Here is a 19,654-nt window from a genome sequence, read left to right as displayed (position 1 = left end):
CCGAGCGACTACTCGACGGTGACCGACTTCGCCAGGTTGCGCGGCTGGTCGACCTCGTGGCCCTTGGCCGTGGCCAGCTCGCAGGCGAAGACCTGCAGCGGGACGGTGGCGACCAGCGGCTGGAGCAGCACCGGGGTGGCCGGGATGCGGATCAGGTGGTCCGCGTACGGGACGACGGCCTCGTCGCCCTCCTCGGCGATCACGATCGTGCGGGCACCGCGGGCCCGGATCTCCTGGATGTTGGAGACGATCTTGTCGTGCAGGATCGAGCGCCCGCGCGGCGAGGGCACGACCACGACGACCGGCAGCCCCTCCTCGATCAGCGCGATCGGACCGTGCTTGAGCTCGCCCGCCGCGAAGCCCTCGGCGTGCATGTACGCCAGCTCCTTGAGCTTGAGCGCGCCCTCCAGGGCCACCGGGAAGCCGACGTGGCGGCCGAGGAACAGCACCGAGCGGGCGTCGGCCAGCGAGCGGGCCAGCTCGCGCACCGGCTCCATGGTCTCCAGGACCTGCTCGACCTGCTTCGGCGCGTCGCCGAGCTCCTTGATGACGGCGAAGATCTCGTCGCCCCACTTGGTGCCGCGCACCTGGCCCAGGTACAGGGCGACCAGGTAGCAGGCGACCAGCTGGGTCAGGAACGCCTTGGTCGAGGCGACCGCGACCTCCGGGCCGGCGTGGGTGTACAGCACCGCGTCCGACTCGCGCGGGATGGTGGAGCCGTTGGTGTTGCAGATCGCCAGCACCTTGGCGCCCTGCTCCCGGGCGTGCCGCAGGGCCATCAGGGTGTCCATGGTCTCGCCGGACTGCGAGATGGCGATGACCAGCGTGCCCGGGCCCATGATCGGGTCGCGGTAGCGGAACTCGGAGGCGACCTCGACCTCGCAGGGGATGCGGGTCCAGTGCTCGATCGCGTACTTGGCGATCATGCCGGCGTGGAAGGCCGTGCCGCAGGCCACGATGACGACCTTGTCGACCGAGCGCAGGTCGGCGTCGGAGATCCGCAGCTCGTCCAGGGTCAGCCGGCCGTCGGTGCCGATCCGGCCGAGGAGGGTGTCGGCGACCGCCTTCGGCTGCTCGGCGATCTCCTTGAGCATGAAGTAGTCGTAGCCGCCCTTCTCGGCGGCCGAGGCGTCCCAGTCGACGTGGTACTCGCGCACGTCGGCCGCGGTGCCGTCGAAGTTGGTGACGGTCACGCCCTCCCGGCGCAGCTCGACCACCTGGTCCTGGCCCAGCTCGATCGCCTCGCGGGTGTGGGCGATGAAGGCGGCGACGTCCGAGGCGAGGAAGTTCTCGCCCTCGCCGCGGCCGACGACCAGCGGCGAGTTGCGGCGGGCACCGACGACCACGTCCGGCGCGTCCGCGTGCACGGCGACCAGGGTGAAGGCGCCCTGCAGCTGACGGCAGACCACCCGCATGGCCTCGGCGAGGTCACCCGCGTAGGCCTCGCCCAGCAGGTGGGCGACGACCTCGGTGTCGGTCTCGGACCGGAGGGTGTGGCCGCGCTCGGCGATCTCGGCGCGCAGCTGCGCGAAGTTCTCGATGATGCCGTTGTGCACCACGGCCACCCGCTGCTGGTCGTCCAGGTGGGGGTGGGCGTTGGCGTCCGTCGGGCCGCCGTGGGTGGCCCAGCGGGTGTGGCCGATGCCGGTGGTGCCGCCGGGCAGAGGGGTCTCGGCGAGCGACTTCTCCAGATTGGCGAGCTTGCCCGCCCGCTTGTCGGTGGCCAGGCTCCACTGCCCCTCGGAGTCCTGGACCTGCACCGCGACACCGGCCGAGTCATAGCCCCGGTACTCCAGTCGCTGCAAGCCTGCGATTACTACGTCGAGGGCGGACTGAGCGCCCACGTATCCAACAATTCCGCACATGCGTGCCAGCATAAGGGCGGTTCTGTGGCCGTTTCCCCTCGCGCGCGAACGCTGCGTGACCGACACCACAGCCACCGTGAGCGCCGCTACGGCTCACAATGGAGCATGTGCTGACCGAACTCTGTACGCGGGGCGCCGCCACGCCCGGCCCGTCGCCGTCCCCCTACGTCGACCTCAGCCGGGCCGAGTGGAGCGCGCTGCGCGAGCGTACGCCACTGCCGCTGACCGCCGAGGAGGTGGAACGGCTGCGCGGCCTCGGCACCGCCCTCGACCTGGACGAGGTCCGCGACGTCTACCTGCCGCTGTCGCGCCTGCTGAACCTGTACATCCACGCCACGCACGAGCTGCGCGGCACGCTGGGCACCTTCCTGGACACCCCGGACACCGAACGCACCCGCACCCCGTTCATCATCGGCGTGGCCGGCTCCGTGGCGGTCGGCAAGTCCACCACCGCCCGCCTGCTCCAGGCGCTGCTCGCCCGCTGGCCCGAGCACCCCCGGGTCGAGCTGGTCACCACCGACGGCTTCCTGCTCCCCAACGCCGAGCTGCGCCGGCGCGGCCTGATGGCCCGCAAGGGCTTCCCGGAGTCGTACGACCGCCGGGCGCTGATGCGCTTCGTCGCGGACGTGAAGGCGGGCAAGGAGCGGGTCAGCGCGCCGGTCTACTCGCACCTGGTGTACGACATCGTGCAGGGCGAGCGGCTGACCGTGGAGCGCCCGGACATCCTGATCGTCGAGGGGCTGAACGTGCTCCAGCCGGCCCTGCCCGGCTCCGACGGCCGCACCCGCCTCGCGGTGGCCGACTACTTCGACTTCTCGATCTACGTCGACGCCCGGACCGACGACATCGAGCACTGGTACCTGGACCGCTTCCGCAAGCTGCGGCAGACCGCCTTCCAGGACCCGAACTCCTACTTCCGCCGCTTCACCGAGGTGCCGGAGGAGGAGGCGATGGAGTACGGCCGGCAGGTCTGGCGCACCATCAACAAGCCCAACCTGCTGGAGAACGTGCTGCCGACCCGCGGCCGCGCCACCCTGATCCTCCAGAAGGGCTCGGACCACAAGGTCCGCCGGGCGCTGCTGCGCAAGCTCTGAACGCCCGCCGGGCACGACACGAAGGGCCCCCGCGTCGCGCGGGGGCCCTTCGCCGTCTCCGGGGCTCAGCCCAGGTGGGTGCGCACCGCGTCGGCCAGCCGCTGCCCGACCGCCTCGGCCTGCGCCGGGTCGGCGGCCTCGACCATCACCCGGACCAGCGGCTCGGTGCCCGACGGGCGCAGCAGCACCCGGCCGGTGGAGCCCAGCTCGGCCTCGGCCGCGGCGACCGCCGCGGTCAGCTCGGTGCTGGTCCGCACCCGGGACTTGTCGACGCCCTTGACGTTGATCAGCACCTGCGGCAGCCGGGTCATCACGGCGGCCAGGTCGGCCAGCGGCTGCTTGGTGGCGGCCAGCCGGGCGCCCAGCATCAGGCCGGTCAGGGTGCCGTCGCCGGTGGTGGCGTGGTCCAGCAGGATCACGTGGCCGGACTGCTCGCCGCCCAGCGCGAAGCCGTGCTCCTTCATCGCCTCCAGCACGTAGCGGTCGCCGACGGCGGTCTCCACCAGCTCGATGCCCTCGCGCTCCATCGCCAGCTTGAAGCCGAGGTTGGACATCACGGTGGCCACCGCGGTGTTGCGGCGCAGGGTGCCGGCCTCCTTCATGGCGACCGCGAGGATCGCGATGATCTGGTCGCCGTCCACCTCGGCGCCCTCGGCGTCGGCGGCCAGGCAGCGGTCGGCGTCGCCGTCCAGGGCGATGCCCAGGTCGGCCTTGTGCTCCTTCATCGCGACCCGCAGCCGGTCCAGGTGGGTGGAGCCGACGCCGTCGTTGATGTTGAGGCCGGTGGGCTCGGCCCCCAGGGTGTGGACCACCTCGGCGCCGGCCCGGGCGAAGGCCTCGGGGGCGACGTAGGCGGCCGCGCCGTGGGCGCCGTCGATGACGACCTTGATGCCGTCCAGGCGGTTGGGCAGCACGCCGATCAGGTGGGCGACGTACTTGTCGAAGCCCTCGGTGTACTCGCGCACCCGGCCGACGGCCGCGCCGGTCGGACGGTTCCAGTCCTCGTCGCCGAGCGTGTGCTTGCGGTAGTGGGACTCGATCGCGTCCTCGATCCGGTCGTCCAGCTTGTGGCCGCCGCGGGCGAGGAACTTGATGCCGTTGTCCGGCATGGCGTTGTGACTGGCGGACAGCATCACGCCGAAGTCGGCGCCGAGCGCGCCGGTGAGGTACGCCACGGCCGGGGTGGGCAGGACGCCGACCCGCAGGACGTCGACGCCGGCGCTCGCCAGACCGGCGATGACGGCGGCCTCCAGGAACTCGCCCGAGGCGCGCGGGTCACGGCCGACCACCGCGACCGGCCGGTGGCCGTCGAAGGCGCCGGCCTCGCCGAGCACATGGGCCGCCGCGACCGACAGGCCGAGCGCCAGCTCCGCCGTCAGGCCCTCGTTGGCCACCCCGCGCACGCCGTCCGTACCGAAGAGTCGTCCCACTGTCCCGTCCTCCATCACCACTGCTCGGAACCCAACCGAAGATCCCGGCCGCCGCACAGTAGCCGGGGAACACGTCGCCCCGGAGTACTCGAGGTACTCCGGGGCGACGGTTTCGCACAACCAGGGGGTGCGCCGCCAGGGCGGAGCGCACCCCCGGGGAGGCGATTAGCGCTTGCTGTACTGCGGCGCCTTGCGGGCCTTCTTCAGACCGGCCTTCTTGCGCTCGACGGCACGGGCGTCACGCATCAGGAAGCCGGCCTTCTTCAGGGCGGCGCGGTTGTTGTCCACGTCGGCCTCGTTCAGGGCACGGGCGACGCCGAGGCGCAGCGCGTAGGCCTGGCCGGAGGTGCCACCACCGCTGATGCGGGCGATGACGTCGTAACGGCCGTCCAGCTCAAGGAGCTTGAAGGGCTCGTTCACGGTCTGCTGGTGCACCTTGTTCGGGAAGTAACCCTCGAGGGTGCGACCGTTGATCTTCCACTGGCCGGTGCCGGGGACGATGCGCACGCGGGCGATCGCCTCCTTGCGACGGCCGAGGCCGGCGCCCGGGGTGGCCTCGCCGAAGCGGCCGGCCAGGGACTCGGAGGTGTAGCTCTCCTCGGAGGTGTACTCGCCCTCGACGGCCTCAACGGCCTCGTCGAAGTCGACCTCAAGGGTTTCAGTGGTCTCGGCCACGATGTTCCTCAGCTCTTTTCAGTGTTGGGGGGCTTGGTGGCCGAATTACTGCGCGACCTGGGTGATCTCGAACGGCACCGGCTGCTGGGCAGCGTGCGGGTGCTGGTCGCCCGAGTAGACCTTCAGCTTGGAGAGCATCTGGCGGCCCAGGCTGTTCTTGGGGATCATGCCCTTGATGGCCTTCTCGACGGCCTTCTCCGGGTTGTTCGCCAGCAGGTCGTCGTAGCGCACCGAGCGCAGACCGCCCGGGAAGCCCGAGTGGCGGTAGGCCAGCTTCTGGGTCTTCTTGTTACCGGACAGGTGCACCTTGTCGGCGTTGATGATGATGACGAAGTCACCAGTGTCAACGTGCGGCGCGTAGATCGCCTTGTGCTTGCCCCGGAGGAGGTTGGCGGCCTGGGAGGCCAGGCGGCCGAGCACGACGTCGGTCGCGTCGATGACGTGCCACTGACGCTGGACGTCGCCGGGCTTGGGGCTGTACGTACGCACGGTCGTAGCCTTCGCTTTTCAGTGAGTGAGTCCTGACAGGAGCACCCGGACGGCAGAGCAGCCTGGCCAACCTTGGACGCAATTCAAGGGGGACCGCTGGTCGACGACCTGATGTCTCCGGCGTACCGACCTCTCACGTGAGATAGAGCGAGCCAATACGCACATCAAGCGTCCAGGTTACCGGCCCGACCCTGAGGGGTCAAAAATCGGCTGGCCCCCTCCCGGTCGGGGCCGGTCGCGACTCAGCGTTCGCGCTCCACCCGGGTCACGTCCCAGACCGGCTCCGACGACTCGTACACCCGGCCGTCCGCCCCGAACACCAGGAAGCGGTCGAAGGTCCTGGCGAACCAGCGGTCGTGGGTGACGCACAGCACGGTGCCCTCGAAGGCCTCCAGGCCGGTCTGCAGGGCCTCGGCGCTCTCCAGGTCCAGGTTGTCGGTCGGCTCGTCGAGCAACAGGGCCGTCACGCCGGAGAGTTCGAGCTTGAGGATCATCAGCCGGGCCTGCTGCCCGCCGGACAGCGACTCGAACTTCTGCTCCTCCTGGCGGTCCAGCTCGTAGCGGCGCAGCGCCCCCATCGCGGCGCCGCGGCTGAGCGCGTGCTCCTCCTCGACGATCGACCGCACGGTGCGGCCGAACAGCTCCGGGTGGGCGTGGGTCTGCCGGAAGTGGCCGGGGACGACCCGGGCGCCGAGCTTCCAGTTCCCGGTGTGCCCGACCGTCGTGTCACCGGCCAGCAGCCGCAGCAGGTGCGACTTGCCGGCGCCGTTGGCGCCCAGCACCGCGACCCGCTCGCCGTAGAAGACCTCCAGGTCGAAGGGCTGCATCAGGCCGGTGAGCTCCAGCTGCTCCAGGGTGAAGGCGCGCATGCCGGTGCGCCCGCCCTTGAGCCGCATGGTGATGCTCTGCTCGCGCGGGGGCTCCTCGGGGCGGCCGGCCTCCTCGAACTTCTTCAGCCGGGTCTGGGCGGCGGCGTAGCGGGTGGCGAGCGCGTGGCTGACCGAGGCCGCCTGGCGCAGGGTGACGACCAGCTTCTTGAGCTTGGCGTGCTCCTCGTCCCAGCGCCGGCCCAGCTCCTCGAAGCGCGCGAAGCGGTCCTTGCGGGCCTCGTGGAAGCTGTCGAAGCCGCCGCCGTGCACCCAGACGCTGCTGCCGGCGGCGCCGGACTCGACGGCGATGATCTTGTCCGCGGTCTTCGAGAGCAGCTCGCGGTCGTGCGAGATGTACAGCACGGTCTTCGAGGTGGTCTTGATGGCCTCCTCCAGCCAGCGCTTGCCCGGGACGTCCAGGTAGTTGTCCGGCTCGTCGAGCAGCAGCACCTCCTCCGGGCCGCGCAGCAGCGCCTCCAGGACGAGCCGCTTCTGCTCGCCGCCGGAGAGGGTGTTCAGGCCCCGCCACTGGGCCTTGTCGAACGGCACCCCGAGGGCCGCCGTGGTGCAGACGTCCCAGTCCGTCTCGTAGTCGTAGCCGCCGACGTCGGCCCAGTCGGAGAGCGCCTGGGCGTAGGCCATCTGCGTCTTCTCGTCGTCCTGGGCGATCATCGCCAGCTCGGCGGCGTCCACCGCGCGGGCGGCCTTGGCGATCCGCTCGGGGGCGACCGACACCAGCAGGTCGCGCACCGAGGCGTCGGCCGGCAGCGCGCCGGGGGTGGACGACTGGTCCTCGCGGCCGGTGGTGCCGACGAACTGGCGCATCACGCCGAGCCCGCCGCTGATCGTCACCGAGCCGCCGTGCGGCTGGATGTCCCCCGCGATCATGCGCAGCAGGGTGGTCTTGCCGGCGCCGTTGGCACCGACCAGGGCGACCGCGGCGCCCTCTCCGACCCGGAAGGACGCGTCGTCGAACAACACGCGCCCGTCCGGCAGGTAGTACTCCAGGTGCGAAATCTCGACGTGTCCCATGGGAGCGATTCTCCCAAGCGGACGCGCCGTGCCAAAACGGATTACCCGACGGCCGGCTGCCCGGGCAGGGTCCGCATCCGCCGGGCCGCCCGGTTGCGCTCGGCCAGCTGGTCGTCCGGCGGGTAGCCGACCTCCTCCAGCGTGAGCCCGTACGGCCGGATCACGTTGACGGCGGAGTTGCGCACCCCGCCCGCCAGCACCTCGCCGGGGAACTCCACCGGCCGGTGCCCGTCGCCGACCAGCAGCATCGCGCCGACCAGCGCCCGGACCATGTTGTGGCAGAAGGCGTCGGCCCGGACGGTGGCGACCGCGAGCGAGCCCTCCTGGGCGGCGTAGGAGTCCACCGGGACGCGGTCCCAGTGCAGCTCCAGCAGGGTGCGGATGGTGGTGGCGCCCTCGCGCTTCTTGCAGTACGCGGCGAAGTCGTGCTCGCCGAGCAGCAGCTTCGCGGCGGCGTTCATCCGGTCCACGTCGAGCGGGCGGTCGTGCCAGAGCACGTGGCCGCGCAGCAGCGGGTCCACCCCGCCGGGGTGGTCGGCGACGCGGTACGCGTACCGGCGCCAGACCGCCGAGAAGCGGGCGTCGAACCCGGCCGGGGCCTCGCCGACCCGGTAGATCCGGACGTCCCCGGGCAGCCGGCCCGCCAGCCGGCGCAGCAGCTTCTCCCGGTGCGCCTCCCACAGCTCGGCCGGCAGGTCGACGTGGGCGACCTGGCCGCGGGCGTGCACCCCGGCGTCGGTGCGGCCGGCCACGGTCAGCGGGAACAGTTCGGGGCTGCGGGTGACGATCTGCAGCGCGGTCTCGATCTCCTCCTGGACCGTCCGGCGGCCGCCCTTCTGGCGGGCCCAGCCGGAGAACTCGGCGCCCTGGTAGGCGAGGTCGAGCCGGACCCGGACGTACCCGTCGGCCGGGCCGTCCTTCACCGGCGGCTGCTCGGCGCAATCGTTGACCACTGCTTCTCACATCTCCCGGGGATGAGGAACGGGCCCGCTCCCCCACTGCTGGGGAAACGGGCCCGCGGAACACCTAGAGGCGTCAGGCCTGCTCGGCGGCCTCGGCCTCGTCGGCCTTGGTCTCGACGGCAGCGGCCTCGTCGGCCTCCTTGACGGCGCGCTTGGTGGCGGCCTCGGCCTCGCCGACGGCGGTCTGCGCGACGGTCAGCGCCTCGACCAGCTCGATCACGGCCATCGGGGCGTTGTCGCCACGACGGGGACCGATCTTGGTGATGCGGGTGTAGCCACCCGGGCGGTTCTCGTAGCGCGGCGCGATCTCGGTGAAGAGGGTGTGCAGCACCGAGATGTCGGTGATGGTCTTGCGCACCAGGCGACGGTTGTGGATGTCGCCCTTCTTCGCCTTGGTGATCAGCTTCTCCGCCAGCGGGCGCATCCGACGGGCCTTGGCCTCGGTCGTGGTGATGCGGCCGTACTGGAACAGCTCCCGGCACAGACCGGCGAGCAGCAGCGGCTCGTGGTGCGGGCCGCCGCCGAGGCGGGCACCCTTGGTGGGACGCGGCATGGATTTCTCCTTGGATCTCCGACTACGGCCGTATCAGGTACCGCAGCGGGCGTACGGGCACTGTTGCCCGTACGACTTTCACGACGACGGGGGCGGCTCCGTGGAACCGCCCCCGCGGCCAATTCTCTTAGTACTGCTCGGTCTCGGCGAAGTGCGAGTCGTCGAGGTCGTCGGCGCCGAAGGCGTCGGCGGCAGCGGTCGGGTCGAACCCGGGCGGGCTGTCCTTGAGGGCCAGGCCCATGCCGGCCAGCTTCGCCTTGACCTCGTCGATCGACTTCGCACCGAAGTTGCGGATGTCGAGCAGGTCGGCCTCGGAGCGGGCGACGAGCTCACCCACGGTGTGGATGCCCTCGCGCTTGAGGCAGTTGTAGGAGCGGACGGTGAGCTCCAGCTCCTCGATCGGCAGCGCCAGGTCGGCGGCCAGGGCGGCGTCCGTCGGGGACGGGCCCATGTCGATGCCCTCGGCGTCGATGTTCAGCTCGCGGGCGAGACCGAACAGCTCGACCAGGGTCTTGCCGGCCGAGGCCATGGCGTCGCGCGGACGCATGGCGGGCTTGGTCTCGACGTCGACGATCAGCTTGTCGAAGTCGGTCCGCTGCTCGACACGGGTGGCCTCGACCTTGTAGGTGACCTTCAGCACGGGGCTGTAGATCGAGTCGACCGGGATGCGGCCGATCTCCTGGCCGGAGGCCTTGTTCTGGACGGCGGAGACGTAGCCGCGACCGCGCTCGACGGTCAGCTCCATCTCCAGCTTGCCCTTGCCGTTCAGCGTGGCGAGGACCAGCTCGGGGTTGTGCACCTCGACACCCGCCGGCGGGGCGATGTCGGCGGCGGTGACGACACCCGGGCCCTGCTTGCGCAGGTACATCACGACCGGCTCGTCGTGCTCCGAGGAGACGACCAGCTGCTTGATGTTGAGGATGAGGTCGGTCACGTCCTCCTTGACGCCCGGCACGGTGGTGAACTCGTGCAGGACGCCGTCGATGCGGATGCTGGTGACAGCGGCACCCGGGATCGACGACAGGAGCGTGCGGCGCAGGGAGTTGCCGAGGGTGTAGCCGAAGCCCGGCTCCAGCGGCTCGATCACGAACCGGGAGCGGAACTCGTCGACGACCTCTTCGGTCAGCGAGGGACGCTGAGCGATAAGCATGGGGGAAATCCTCCGGTTGTCTTCGGCACCCACTATTTGATGCCGACAGGACCAAGCGTACGGGCTCCCGTGGAGAACGGGAGCCCGTACGAGGTTTAAAACATCACCTGCGTGCCCGAAGGCGCTGCGTCAGACGCGGCGGCGCTTCGGCGGACGGCAGCCGTTGTGCGGGGTGGGGGTGACGTCCTGGATCGAGCCGACCTCCAGGCCGGTGGCCTGGAGCGAACGGATCGCGGTCTCGCGGCCGGAGCCCGGACCCTTCACGAAGACGTCAACCTTGCGCATGCCGTGCTCCTGCGCGCGACGGGCAGCGGCCTCGGCGGCCATCTGCGCGGCGAACGGGGTCGACTTGCGCGAGCCCTTGAAGCCGACGTGGCCGGCAGAGGCCCAGGAGATCACGTTGCCCGCGGGGTCGGTGATCGAAACGATGGTGTTGTTGAACGTGCTCTTGATGTGCGCGTGGCCGTGAGCGACGTTCTTCTTTTCCTTGCGGCGGATCTTCTTCGCGCCGGCAGCCTGACGACCCTTGGGGGGCATAAGTCTGTTCTCCTACTGAGGTGGTCGGTCCGCTGACCCGCGGGCCGGAGGGATGTCCGGTTACGGGACGGACTACTTCTTGCCCGGCTTCTTCTTACCGGCGATCGCGCGACGCGGGCCCTTGCGGGTACGCGCGTTGGTGTGGGTGCGCTGGCCGCGGACCGGCAGGCCACGGCGGTGACGCAGACCCTCGTAGCAGCCGATCTCGACCTTGCGGCGGATGTCGGCGGCCACCTCACGGCGGAGGTCACCCTCGACCGTGTAGTTGGCGTCGATGTACTGACCCAGCTTGACCAGGTCGTCCTCGGTGATGTCGCGGACGCGGACGTCCGGGTTCACACCGGTCTCGGCCAGGGTCTGCTGGGCGCGGGTACGGCCGATGCCGTACACGTAGGTGAGGGCGATCTCGATCCGCTTCTCACGGGGGAGATCAACGCCGGCGAGGCGTGCCATTCAAGGCTCCTGTGCTTTTTCAGAGGTCTTGCGTGCTACCTACTCCGACACCTCACGGTGAGGGAGCCCCGGCCTCTGACCGGGGGTGGCAGTCCGTTCCGGACGGAACGGATCGGGCAGCCCGCTTATGACGTTTTCGCGTCGCGCGAAGTACTACGAGAAATGCTGGGGAGAGATCAGCCCTGGCGCTGCTTGTGGCGCAGGTTGTCGCAGATCACCATGACCCGGCCGTGACGGCGGATCACCTTGCACTTGTCGCAGATCTTCTTGACGCTCGGCTTGACCTTCATGTTCAGGTTCTCCGGGTCTAGATCTGACGTTCTTACTTGTAGCGGTAGACGATCCGCCCGCGCGTGAGGTCGTAGGGGCTGAGCTCCACGACGACCCGGTCGTCCGGCAGGATGCGGATGTAGTGCATGCGCATCTTGCCACTGATGTGCGCGAGGACCTTGTGACCGTTCTGCAGCTCGACCTTGAACATCGCGTTCGGCAGAGACTCGATCACGGTGCCCTCGATCTCAATGGCGCCTTGCTTCTTAGCCATGAACTGCGAGATCCACCTTCCGGGACCGGCTACCGTATGCGGAACGCTCGTGCGAACCTGGGTTCACCCCTCCCCCGGGGGGAAGAGGGCGCGCTGAAGCACGCTACGAGTGAGCCGACGGTCCATCCTACGCCAGCGCGTCCGACGGACCAAAACGGGGGTCCCGGAAAGCGGTCACCGTCACACCCGTCGCGTCAGGCCTTGGCGACGACCACCAGCGGCTCGACGTGGGCGGTGCAGGCCGAGCAGCGGCGGGCGGCCTCGGGGATCTCGGTCAGGCACTCGGGGCAGGGACGCTTCGGCGTCTTCGGCTTCTTCGGCATGTAGCGCGCGGTCGCCTTGGTGATCGGCAGCACCACGCAGAAGTACAGCACCGCGGCGGTCATGAAGAACGCGATCAGCACGTTGAGGAACTGCCCGTACGGGAAGGTCACCCCCGCGATGTGCGCCTTGTACGAGCTGAAGTCGCCGGCCGCACCGACCACCACGCCCACCAGCGGGGTGAGGAAGGCGGACACGAAGCCGGTCACCACCGCGGTGAACGCGGCACCGATGACCACACCGACCGCCATGTCGACGACGTTGCCGCGCATCATGAAGTCGCGGAATCCCTTGAGCACGTACTCTCTCCTGCTCGCTCGTAAGCCACTACAGACCCTGCCAGCCGATAAAAATAGGACAAAAGCCCTGGAGGTCCAAACCTCCAGGGCTCTGATCCCTTGTCAGCAGCGGCAGTTGAGCGCCGTGGCGACTACGCGAGGGGGTCCGGAGCTGCGGTGATGCCCAGCTTGGCCAGTTCGGCCTTGCCGCCGTCGAAGGCGGTCAGCACCAGCGGGCCCTGCTCGGTGACGGCCACCGAGTGCTCCCAGTGCGAGGCCCAGGTGCCGTCGTTGGTGACGACCGTCCACTCGTCGTCCAGCACGGTGGTGTGCGGGGTGCCGAGCGACACCATCGGCTCGATCGCGAGCACGGTGCCGGGGACCAGCTTCGGGCCCTTGCCGCGGCCGCGCTCGACGTAGTTCAGCACGTGCGGCTCCATGTGCATCGCGGTGCCGATGCCGTGACCGCCGTAGCCCTCGGTGATGCCCCACTTGCCCTTCGGCGGCAGCGGCTGGCGACGGATGAAGCCCTCGATCGCCTTGGAGACGTCCACCAGGCGGTTGTTCTTCTTCATCTGGGCGATGCCGGCCCACATCGAGCCCTCGGTGACCCGGCTCAGCATCTCGACCTCCGGGCGGACCTCGCCGACCGCCACCGTGATGGCCGAGTCGCCGTGCCAGCCGTCCAGGATGGCGCCGCAGTCGATCGAGATGACGTCACCCTCCTGGAGCACCCGCTCGCCGGGGATGCCGTGCACGACCTCGTTGTTCACCGAGGCGCAGATCACGCCCGGGAACCAGAGCCCGCCGTGGTGGGCCCGGAAGTTCGAGGTGGCACCGTGGCCGGTGATGACCTTGTCCGCGACGTCGTTGAGCTCCTGGGTGGTCACCCCGGGGACGACCGCCTCGCGACAGGCCTTCAGGGCCTCGGCGACGACCAGCCCGGCCGCTCGCATCTTCGCGATCTGCTCGGGGGTCTTGATCTCCACCATCTGGTCACGCCTTCCAAGTCCGGATTACCACTGCTACCACCGTACGACGCCGAAACGGCCGGGCCACCCGCGAGGGGCGGGCGACCCGGCCGTACCGTCGTACGTTCGCCGAGAGACTCAGCTGTCCTGCTTCAGCGCCTCGATGGCGCGGGAGGTGACCTCGTCCACCTTGCCGAGGGCCGGGATGGTCACCAGCAGCCCCTGCTCCTTGTAGTAGCCGATGATCGGCTCGGTCTCCGTGTGGTAGACCTCCAGGCGGGTGCGCACCGCTGCCTCGGTGTCGTCCGAGCGCTGGTAGAGCTCGCCACCGCACTCGTCGCAGACACCCTCCTCCTTCGGCGGGTTGTACGCGACGTGGAACACGTGGCTGCCGTTCTTGCGGCACAGGCGACGGCCCGCGATCCGCTTGACGACCTCGTCCTCGGGGACCTCCAGGTCCAGGACGCCGTCCAGCTTGATGCCCTTCTCGGCGAGGAACTCGTCGAGCGCCTCGGCCTGGCCGAGGTTGCGGGGGAAGCCGTCGAGCAGGAAGCCGTTCTCGGCGTCCGCCTGGAGCATGCGGTCCTTGGCCATCCCGATGGTGACCTCGTCCGGTACCAGGCGGCCTGCGTCCATGTAGCCCTTGGCCTCGAGCCCCAGCGGGGTGCCCTGGCCGATGTTGGCACGGAACAGGTCGCCGGTGGAGATGTGCGGGATGGACAGGGTCTTGGCGAGCAGGTGCGCCTGAGTACCCTTCCCGGCCCCGGGAGGACCAACGAGGACGATACGCATCAGCGGAGGAACCCTTCGTAATTGCGCTGCTGGAGCTGGCTCTCGATCTGCTTCACAGTTTCGAGTCCGACGCCGACGACGATGAGCACGCTGGTGCCGCCGAACGGGAAGTTGGTCTGCTGTCCGAAGGCGACCAGGGCGATCATCGGGATCAACGCGATCAGGCCCAGGTAGAGCGAACCCGGCCACGTGATACGGGTCAGCACGTAGTTCAGGTACTCGGCCGTCGGTCGGCCGGCCCGGATACCCGGGATGAACCCACCATACTTCTTCATGTTGTCGGCAACTTCTTCGGGGTTGAAGGAGATGGCGACGTAGAAGAACGCGAAGAAGACGATCAGCAGGAAGTAGGTGGCCATGTAGATCGGGTGGTCACCCTTGACGAAGTTCGTCCGGATCCACGTGGCCCAGCCTGCCTGGCTGTTGGTCAGCTGGACCACCAGGGCGGGGATGTACAGCAGCGACGAGGCGAAGATGACCGGGATGACACCGGCCTGGTTCACCTTGAGCGGGATGTAGGTCGAGGTCCCGCCGAACGCCCGGCGCCCGATCATCCGCTTCGCGTACTGGACCGGGATCCGGCGCTGGGCCTGCTCGACGAAGATGACCAGCATCACGACGATGACGCCGACCGCGACCACGGAGAGGAACTCGACCCAGCCGCCGCCGATGGTGCCGGACTGCTTGATCGCCCACATCGAGGACGGGAACTGGGCCGCGATCGAGGTGAAGATCAGCAGCGACATGCCGTTGCCGATGCCGCGGTCGGTGATCAGCTCGCCGAGCCACATGATGACCGTCGTGCCGGCGGTCATGGTGAGCACCATGACGGCGATCCGGAACACGCCGGTGTCCGGGACGATCTCGTTGGCCAGCGGGCAGCCGGAGAACAGCGCACCGCTGGAGGCCGTCGCCACGATGCCGGTGCCCTGGAGCACGGCGAGCGCGATGGTCAGGTAGCGGGTGTACTGGGTGATCTTGGCCTGGCCGGCCTGTCCCTCCTTCTTCAGCATCTCCAGTCGCGGGATCACGACGGTGAGGAGCTGGAGGATGATGCTCGCCGTGATGTACGGCATGATGCCGAGGGCGAAGATCGTCAGCTGGAGGAGCGCGCCACCGCTGAACAGGTTGACGAGTCCGAAGAGGCCGCTGTTCTTGGTCTCCTTCACGCACTCGTTCACGGCCGTGAAGCTCACGCCCGGGATCGGGATGTGCGAGCCCAGGCGGAACAGCACCATGATGCCCAGCGTGAACAGCAGCTTCTTGCGCAGGTCGGGCGTCTGGAACGCCCGCGCGAACGCACTGAGCACGGTGCCTCCTGCGCCTCCCGCGCGTCGTCGGCGGGAGGGTCGGTCCTGAATGGGGAGTTTGCGGTTCGGGCCCCCGTACAGACGGCACAGGCGAGCCTACGCGCAGCCTACAAGGGAACTCCACGGACTCTAACAGTGCGCAGCCACTCGGAAGAAGCGCGTACCGCCCCTCCCCCACTCATGGGGTACGGGATGCCCGGGTTTGCCACACAAAAGAACGAGCGCCGTCCGGCCGGATATCCCCGGGAACGGCACGAGCCCCGCACCTCCCGGAGGAGGTGCGGGGCTCGAAGCCGGTTGTCAGCGGGCTCAGACGAGCTCGGTGACCGTACCGCCGGCGGCGGTGATCTTCTCGGCGGCCGAGCCGGAGACGGCGTCGACCGTCACCTGCAGGGCAACCGAGATCTCGCCGGTGCCGAGCACCTTGACGAGGGAGTTCTTGCGAACCGCGCCCTTGGCGACCAGGTCCTCGACCGTGACCTCTCCACCCTGCGGGTAGAGCTCGGCCAGCTTGTCGAGGTTGACGACCTGGAAGGTGATCTTGAACGGGTTCTTGAAACCCTTCAGCTTCGGCAGGCGCATGTGGAGCGGCATCTGGCCACCCTCGAAGCGCTGCGGAACCTGGTAGCGGGCCTTCGTGCCCTTGGTACCACGACCAGCGGTCTTACCCTTGGAGCCCTCACCACGACCCACGCGGATCTTGTCGGTCTTGGCACCCGGGGCGGGACGCAGGTTGTGGATCTTGATCGGGTTGTCGCCCATGATCAGTCCACCTCCTCAACCGTCACCAGGTGACGGACCGTGTGGGCCATCCCGCGAATCTCGGGACGGTCCTCCTTGACCACCACGTCGTGCATGCGCTTGAGACCAAGCGAACGCAGGGTGTCACGGTGGTTCTGCTTGCTGCCGATGTACGACTTGGTCTGCGTGATCTTCAGGCGAGCCATCAGGCGCTCACCCCAGCAGCACGCGCCCGCAGCAGAGCGGCGGGGGCCACGTCCTCCAGCGGCAGACCACGACGGGCGGCGATCTCCTCGGGGCGCACGAGGCCCTTCAGAGCGGCCACGGTGGCGTGCACGATGTTGATCGCGTTGTCCGAGCCGAGCGACTTCGACAGGATGTCGTGGATGCCGGCGCACTCCAGGACGGCGCGCACCGGACCACCGGCGATAACACCGGTACCGGGGGCGGCGGGCTTCAGCAGCACGACGCCGGCGGCCTTCTCACCCTGGATCGGGTGCGGGATGGTGCCCTGGATACGGGGGACCTTGAAGAAGTTCTTCTTGGCCTCCTCAACACCCTTGGCGATGGCGGCCGGAACCTCCTTCGCCTTGCCGTAACCGACACCCACGGTGCCGTCACCGTCGCCCACCACGACCAGCGCGGTGAAGCTGAAGCGACGACCACCCTTGACAACCTTGGCGACACGGTTGATCGCGACGACGCGCTCGACGTAAGCGGTCTTCTCGACGGCGGGGGCGTTGCCCCGGTCGTCACGCTTACGGTCGCGCCGCTCGCCACCGCCGGTGCCACCGCCGGCGCCGCTACCGCGGCGCTGGGGTCCAGCCATTGGAATTACCTCTCTCGTTTACGTCCGTCGACAGAGTCGACGAGCGGCTTAGAAGTCGAGCCCGGCCTCGCGAGCCGCGTCCGCCAGGGCGGCGATGCGGCCGGCGTACCGGTTGCCCGCGCGGTCGAAGACGACCGACTCGATGCCGGCGGCCTTGGCGCGCTCGGCGACCAGGCTCCCGACCTTCTTGGCCAGCTCGGTCTTGTCGCCCTCGGCGCCCTTGATGGACACGTCGAGGGTGGACGCCGACGCCAGGGTGTGACCCTTGGCGTCGTCGATGACCTGGGCGACCATGTGACGGTTCGAGCGCGTCACGACGAGGCGCGGACGCACCTCGGTGCCGACGACGCGCTTGCGAACGCGGATCGCGCGGCGCTTGCGAGCGGCGCTCTTGTAGGCGTTGCCCTTGCCGATCTTGACAGAGACACTCATCGCTTACTTACCACTCTTTCCGACCTTGCGGCGGATGACCTCGCCCGCGTACTTGACACCCTTGGCCTTGTACGGGTCCGGCTTGCGCAGCTTGCGGATCTTCGCGGCGACCTCGCCGACCTTCTGCTTGTCGATGCCGTCCACGTGGAACTTGGTGGCCGACTCGACGACGAAGGAGATGCCCTCGGGCGCCTCGACGAGGATCGGGTGGCTGTAGCCCAGCTGGAACTCCATGTCGGAGCCCTTCGCCAGAACTCGGTAGCCGACACCGCTGATCTCCAGCGACTTGCGGTAGCCCGCGGTCACGCCGGTGATCATGTTCGCCACCAGCGTGCGGGTCAGGCCGTGCAGGGCCTTCGACTGACGCTCGTCGTTGGGGCGGGTGACAGCCAGAATGCCGTCCTCGCCCTTGCCGATCTCGATCGGCGCGGCGACGACGTGGGTGAGGGAGCCCTTCGGGCCCTTCACCGAGACCGTCTGGCCATCGATGGTGACGTCCACGCCAGCGGGGACCTGGATGGGCAGCCGTCCAATGCGCGACATTGCTGTACCTCCGTTTCCCGAATTACCAGACGTAGGCGAGAACTTCTCCGCCTACGCCCTTCTTGGCGGCCTGCTTGTCGGTCAGGAGGCCGGAGGACGTGGAGATGATCGCCACGCCCAGGCCGCCGAGAACCTTCGGCAGGTTGGTGGACTTTGCGTAAACACGCAGACCCGGCTTGCTGATGCGCTTGATGCCGGCGATGGAGCGCTCACGGTTGGGGCCGAACTTGAGCTCGATGGTCAGCTTCTTGCCGACCTCGCCCTCGACGGGCTCCTCAACCTTGTAGGAGGAGATGTACCCCTCCTGCTGCAGGATCTCGGCGACGTGCGCCTTGATCTTGCTGGCCGGCATCGCCACGGTGTCGTGGTACGCCGAGTTCGCGTTACGCAGACGCGTGAGCATGTCTGCGATGGGGTCGGTCATGGTCATGATGGCCTCAGGCCTCTCTCGCCGCGGTTTCTCCGCGCCAGGTCCCCCTTACGCACTCTTCCGAGTTCGTCAGGGGCACAAGCGCAGGGGACCTGCGACGTCGTAAGACTGGGTGCGAGCCCTCCCTTGAGAGGGCCACGGACATCCATGGGGAAGCCGTGGCAGGGGGCCCGACCCCACTACCTTACGGGACTCCGTACGGCAGGCCCAAAACGGGCCGGTGTGGGATCGGGCACCTCTGCTTCGCTGTGTGCCTAAAGCGCCTTGATTACCAGGAGCTCTTGGTCACGCCCGGCAGCTCGCCGCGGTGCGCCATCTCACGGAGGCAGACACGGCAGAGGCCGAACTTGCGGTACACCGAGTGCGGACGGCCGCAGCGCTGGCACCGGGTGTAGGCCCGGACGCCGAACTTCGGCTTCCGCTCGGCCTTCGCGATGAGGGACTTCTTCGCCATTGGCTCACGCCTCCTTGAACGGGAAGCCCAGAGCGCGCAGGAGCGCCCGGCCCTCGTCGTCGGTCTGAGCGGTGGTCACGACGGTGATGTCCATACCGCGCTGACGGTCGACCTTGTCCTGGTCGATCTCGTGGAACATAACCTGCTCGGTCAGACCGAAGGTGTAGTTGCCACGGCCGTCGAACTGCTTCGGGGAGAGGCCGCGGAAGTCACGGATTCGCGGCAGGGCCAGCGAAACCAGACGGTCCAGGAACTCCCACATGCGGTCACCGCGGAGGGTGACGTGCGTGCCGATCGGCTGGCCCTCGCGCAGCTTGAACTGCGCGATGGACTTGCGAGCCTTGGTCACGGCCGGCTTCTGACCGGTGATCGCGGTCAGGTCGCGGATCGCGCCCTCGATCAGCTTGCTGTCACGGGCGGCCTCGCCGACACCCATGTTGACGACGACCTTGACCAGGCCGGGCGTCAGCATGACGTTCTCGTACGAGAACTGCTCCTGCAGCTGACCCTTGATCTCGGAGTTGTAACGCTCCTTGAGACGGGGGGTCACCTTCTCAACAGTCGTCTCAGACATCAGATGTCCTCACCGGTTCGCTTGGCAACGCGGATCTTGTTGCCCTCGTCATCGAAGCGGTAGCCAACGCGGGTGACGACCTTCTTGCCGTCCTTCTCCACGACCAGCTGGACGTTGGAGACGTGCACCGGGGCCTCGACGGTGACAATGCCACCCTGAGTGCCCGGGCCCGGCTTGGTGTGCTTCTTGACCCGGTTCACACCCTCGACCAGGACCTTGTTCTCGGCGGGCATGGCCTGGATGACCTTGCCCTGCTTGCCGCGGTCCTTGCCGGTGATGACCTGAACCAGGTCACCCTTCTTGATCTTCATGCTGTTCGCCATGAG

Annotated in this window: 26 protein-coding genes; 1 reads left to right on the top strand and 25 read right to left on the bottom strand. The window is 68.7% G+C overall.

The features are described from left to right. Positions 1–8 precede the first annotated feature (8 nt). Entirely contained in the window at positions 9–1,865 is a 1,857-nt protein-coding gene (gene glmS / locus ACFVUY_RS32465; RefSeq protein ID WP_387686379.1) for a glutamine--fructose-6-phosphate transaminase (isomerizing), read from the bottom strand. Positions 1,866–1,963: 98 nt separating this feature from the next. Here glmS and coaA point away from each other — a divergent pair, with 98 nt between their 5' ends. Then, on the top strand, positions 1,964–2,959 hold the full coding sequence (gene coaA / locus ACFVUY_RS32460; protein ID WP_359897501.1) for a type I pantothenate kinase: 996 nt from the start codon (positions 1,964–1,966) through the stop codon (positions 2,957–2,959). 65 nt (positions 2,960–3,024) lie between these two features. On the opposite strand, the gene glmM is transcribed toward coaA, so the two are convergent. The 24 genes from glmM to rplX form a co-directional block, all read right to left on the bottom strand. Continuing rightward, positions 3,025–4,389 carry a phosphoglucosamine mutase gene (gene glmM / locus ACFVUY_RS32455; RefSeq protein ID WP_359897502.1) on the bottom strand — a complete coding sequence of 455 codons (1,365 nt, stop codon included), beginning with the start codon at positions 4,387–4,389 and terminating at the stop codon, positions 3,025–3,027. 165 nt (positions 4,390–4,554) lie between these two features. After that, positions 4,555–5,064 (bottom strand): 30S ribosomal protein S9, encoded by a 510-nt coding sequence (rpsI, locus tag ACFVUY_RS32450; protein ID WP_387735829.1) that lies wholly within the window; start codon positions 5,062–5,064, stop codon positions 4,555–4,557. 45 nt (positions 5,065–5,109) lie between these two features. Further along, a complete protein-coding gene (gene rplM / locus ACFVUY_RS32445; protein ID WP_030055846.1) occupies positions 5,110–5,553 on the bottom strand; it encodes a 50S ribosomal protein L13 in 444 nt (147 codons plus the stop codon). Between the two features lie 242 nt (positions 5,554–5,795). After that, positions 5,796–7,454, bottom strand: a complete 1,659-nt coding sequence (locus ACFVUY_RS32440; protein ID WP_387686310.1) for an ABC-F family ATP-binding cassette domain-containing protein — start codon at positions 7,452–7,454, stop codon at positions 5,796–5,798. Positions 7,455–7,495: 41 nt separating this feature from the next. Further along, positions 7,496–8,407 carry a tRNA pseudouridine(38-40) synthase TruA gene (gene truA, locus ACFVUY_RS32435; protein ID WP_380631384.1) on the bottom strand — a complete coding sequence of 304 codons (912 nt, stop codon included), beginning with the start codon at positions 8,405–8,407 and terminating at the stop codon, positions 7,496–7,498. Positions 8,408–8,489: 82 nt separating this feature from the next. After that, positions 8,490–8,969 carry a 50S ribosomal protein L17 gene (gene rplQ, locus ACFVUY_RS32430; protein ID WP_359897505.1) on the bottom strand — a complete coding sequence of 160 codons (480 nt, stop codon included), beginning with the start codon at positions 8,967–8,969 and terminating at the stop codon, positions 8,490–8,492. Positions 8,970–9,096: 127 nt separating this feature from the next. Then, on the bottom strand, positions 9,097–10,119 hold the full coding sequence (locus ACFVUY_RS32425; RefSeq protein WP_049649049.1) for a DNA-directed RNA polymerase subunit alpha: 1,023 nt from the start codon (positions 10,117–10,119) through the stop codon (positions 9,097–9,099). A gap of 129 nt (positions 10,120–10,248) precedes the next feature. Further along, entirely contained in the window at positions 10,249–10,656 is a 408-nt protein-coding gene (rpsK, locus tag ACFVUY_RS32420; RefSeq protein WP_030232513.1) for a 30S ribosomal protein S11, read from the bottom strand. Between the two features lie 72 nt (positions 10,657–10,728). After that, on the bottom strand, positions 10,729–11,109 hold the full coding sequence (gene rpsM / locus ACFVUY_RS32415) for a 30S ribosomal protein S13 (RefSeq protein ID WP_350511311.1): 381 nt from the start codon (positions 11,107–11,109) through the stop codon (positions 10,729–10,731). Between the two features lie 176 nt (positions 11,110–11,285). Continuing rightward, positions 11,286–11,399, bottom strand: a complete 114-nt coding sequence (gene rpmJ, locus ACFVUY_RS32410; protein WP_003956441.1) for a 50S ribosomal protein L36 — start codon at positions 11,397–11,399, stop codon at positions 11,286–11,288. Between the two features lie 32 nt (positions 11,400–11,431). Beyond that, positions 11,432–11,653: a translation initiation factor IF-1 gene (gene infA, locus ACFVUY_RS32405; RefSeq protein ID WP_003956442.1), complete on the bottom strand. Its 222-nt coding sequence runs from the start codon at positions 11,651–11,653 to the stop codon at positions 11,432–11,434. A gap of 194 nt (positions 11,654–11,847) precedes the next feature. Continuing rightward, entirely contained in the window at positions 11,848–12,273 is a 426-nt protein-coding gene (mscL, locus tag ACFVUY_RS32400; protein WP_359897506.1) for a large conductance mechanosensitive channel protein MscL, read from the bottom strand. Between the two features lie 131 nt (positions 12,274–12,404). After that, positions 12,405–13,244 (bottom strand): type I methionyl aminopeptidase, encoded by an 840-nt coding sequence (gene map, locus ACFVUY_RS32395; RefSeq protein ID WP_387686304.1) that lies wholly within the window; start codon positions 13,242–13,244, stop codon positions 12,405–12,407. A gap of 117 nt (positions 13,245–13,361) precedes the next feature. Then, positions 13,362–14,015 (bottom strand): adenylate kinase, encoded by a 654-nt coding sequence (locus ACFVUY_RS32390; protein WP_380538526.1) that lies wholly within the window; start codon positions 14,013–14,015, stop codon positions 13,362–13,364. Next, positions 14,015–15,325: a preprotein translocase subunit SecY gene (secY, locus tag ACFVUY_RS32385; protein WP_387686301.1), complete on the bottom strand. Its 1,311-nt coding sequence runs from the start codon at positions 15,323–15,325 to the stop codon at positions 14,015–14,017. Before secY ends, ACFVUY_RS32390 begins: the two co-directional genes overlap by 1 nt. 309 nt (positions 15,326–15,634) lie before the next feature. Continuing rightward, positions 15,635–16,087, bottom strand: a complete 453-nt coding sequence (gene rplO, locus ACFVUY_RS32380) for a 50S ribosomal protein L15 (protein ID WP_255752515.1) — start codon at positions 16,085–16,087, stop codon at positions 15,635–15,637. Positions 16,088–16,089: 2 nt separating this feature from the next. Next, the gene (rpmD, locus tag ACFVUY_RS32375; RefSeq protein WP_030055835.1) at positions 16,090–16,272 is read right to left on the bottom strand and encodes a 50S ribosomal protein L30; all 183 of its coding nucleotides are present in this window, start codon (positions 16,270–16,272) and stop codon (positions 16,090–16,092) included. Further along, positions 16,272–16,895 carry a 30S ribosomal protein S5 gene (gene rpsE / locus ACFVUY_RS32370; RefSeq protein WP_030055834.1) on the bottom strand — a complete coding sequence of 208 codons (624 nt, stop codon included), beginning with the start codon at positions 16,893–16,895 and terminating at the stop codon, positions 16,272–16,274. The genes rpmD and rpsE overlap by 1 nt, the downstream gene beginning before the upstream one ends. Positions 16,896–16,943: 48 nt before the next feature. Beyond that, positions 16,944–17,327 carry a 50S ribosomal protein L18 gene (gene rplR, locus ACFVUY_RS32365; RefSeq protein ID WP_030280785.1) on the bottom strand — a complete coding sequence of 128 codons (384 nt, stop codon included), beginning with the start codon at positions 17,325–17,327 and terminating at the stop codon, positions 16,944–16,946. A 3-nt stretch (positions 17,328–17,330) separates the two neighbouring features. After that, entirely contained in the window at positions 17,331–17,870 is a 540-nt protein-coding gene (gene rplF / locus ACFVUY_RS32360; RefSeq protein WP_030393304.1) for a 50S ribosomal protein L6, read from the bottom strand. 22 nt (positions 17,871–17,892) lie between these two features. Continuing rightward, positions 17,893–18,300, bottom strand: coding sequence for a 30S ribosomal protein S8 (gene rpsH / locus ACFVUY_RS32355; protein WP_033824224.1), 408 nt, complete (start codon positions 18,298–18,300; stop codon positions 17,893–17,895). Between the two features lie 268 nt (positions 18,301–18,568). Continuing rightward, positions 18,569–18,754: a type Z 30S ribosomal protein S14 gene (locus tag ACFVUY_RS32350; protein WP_030393303.1), complete on the bottom strand. Its 186-nt coding sequence runs from the start codon at positions 18,752–18,754 to the stop codon at positions 18,569–18,571. A gap of 4 nt (positions 18,755–18,758) precedes the next feature. Next, positions 18,759–19,328, bottom strand: coding sequence for a 50S ribosomal protein L5 (gene rplE / locus ACFVUY_RS32345; RefSeq protein WP_030393302.1), 570 nt, complete (start codon positions 19,326–19,328; stop codon positions 18,759–18,761). Further along, entirely contained in the window at positions 19,328–19,639 is a 312-nt protein-coding gene (rplX, locus tag ACFVUY_RS32340; protein ID WP_030055828.1) for a 50S ribosomal protein L24, read from the bottom strand. The genes rplE and rplX overlap by 1 nt, the downstream gene beginning before the upstream one ends. Between the last annotated feature and the right edge of the window lie 15 nt (positions 19,640–19,654).

Origin of the sequence: Kitasatospora sp. NPDC058063 (assembly GCF_042885395.1) — a bacterium.
Taxonomy (GTDB): domain Bacteria; phylum Actinomycetota; class Actinomycetes; order Streptomycetales; family Streptomycetaceae; genus Kitasatospora; species Kitasatospora lactacystinica.
Note: the sequence above shows the minus strand (reverse complement) of the source record. Positions and strands in the feature narration are given on the sequence as shown.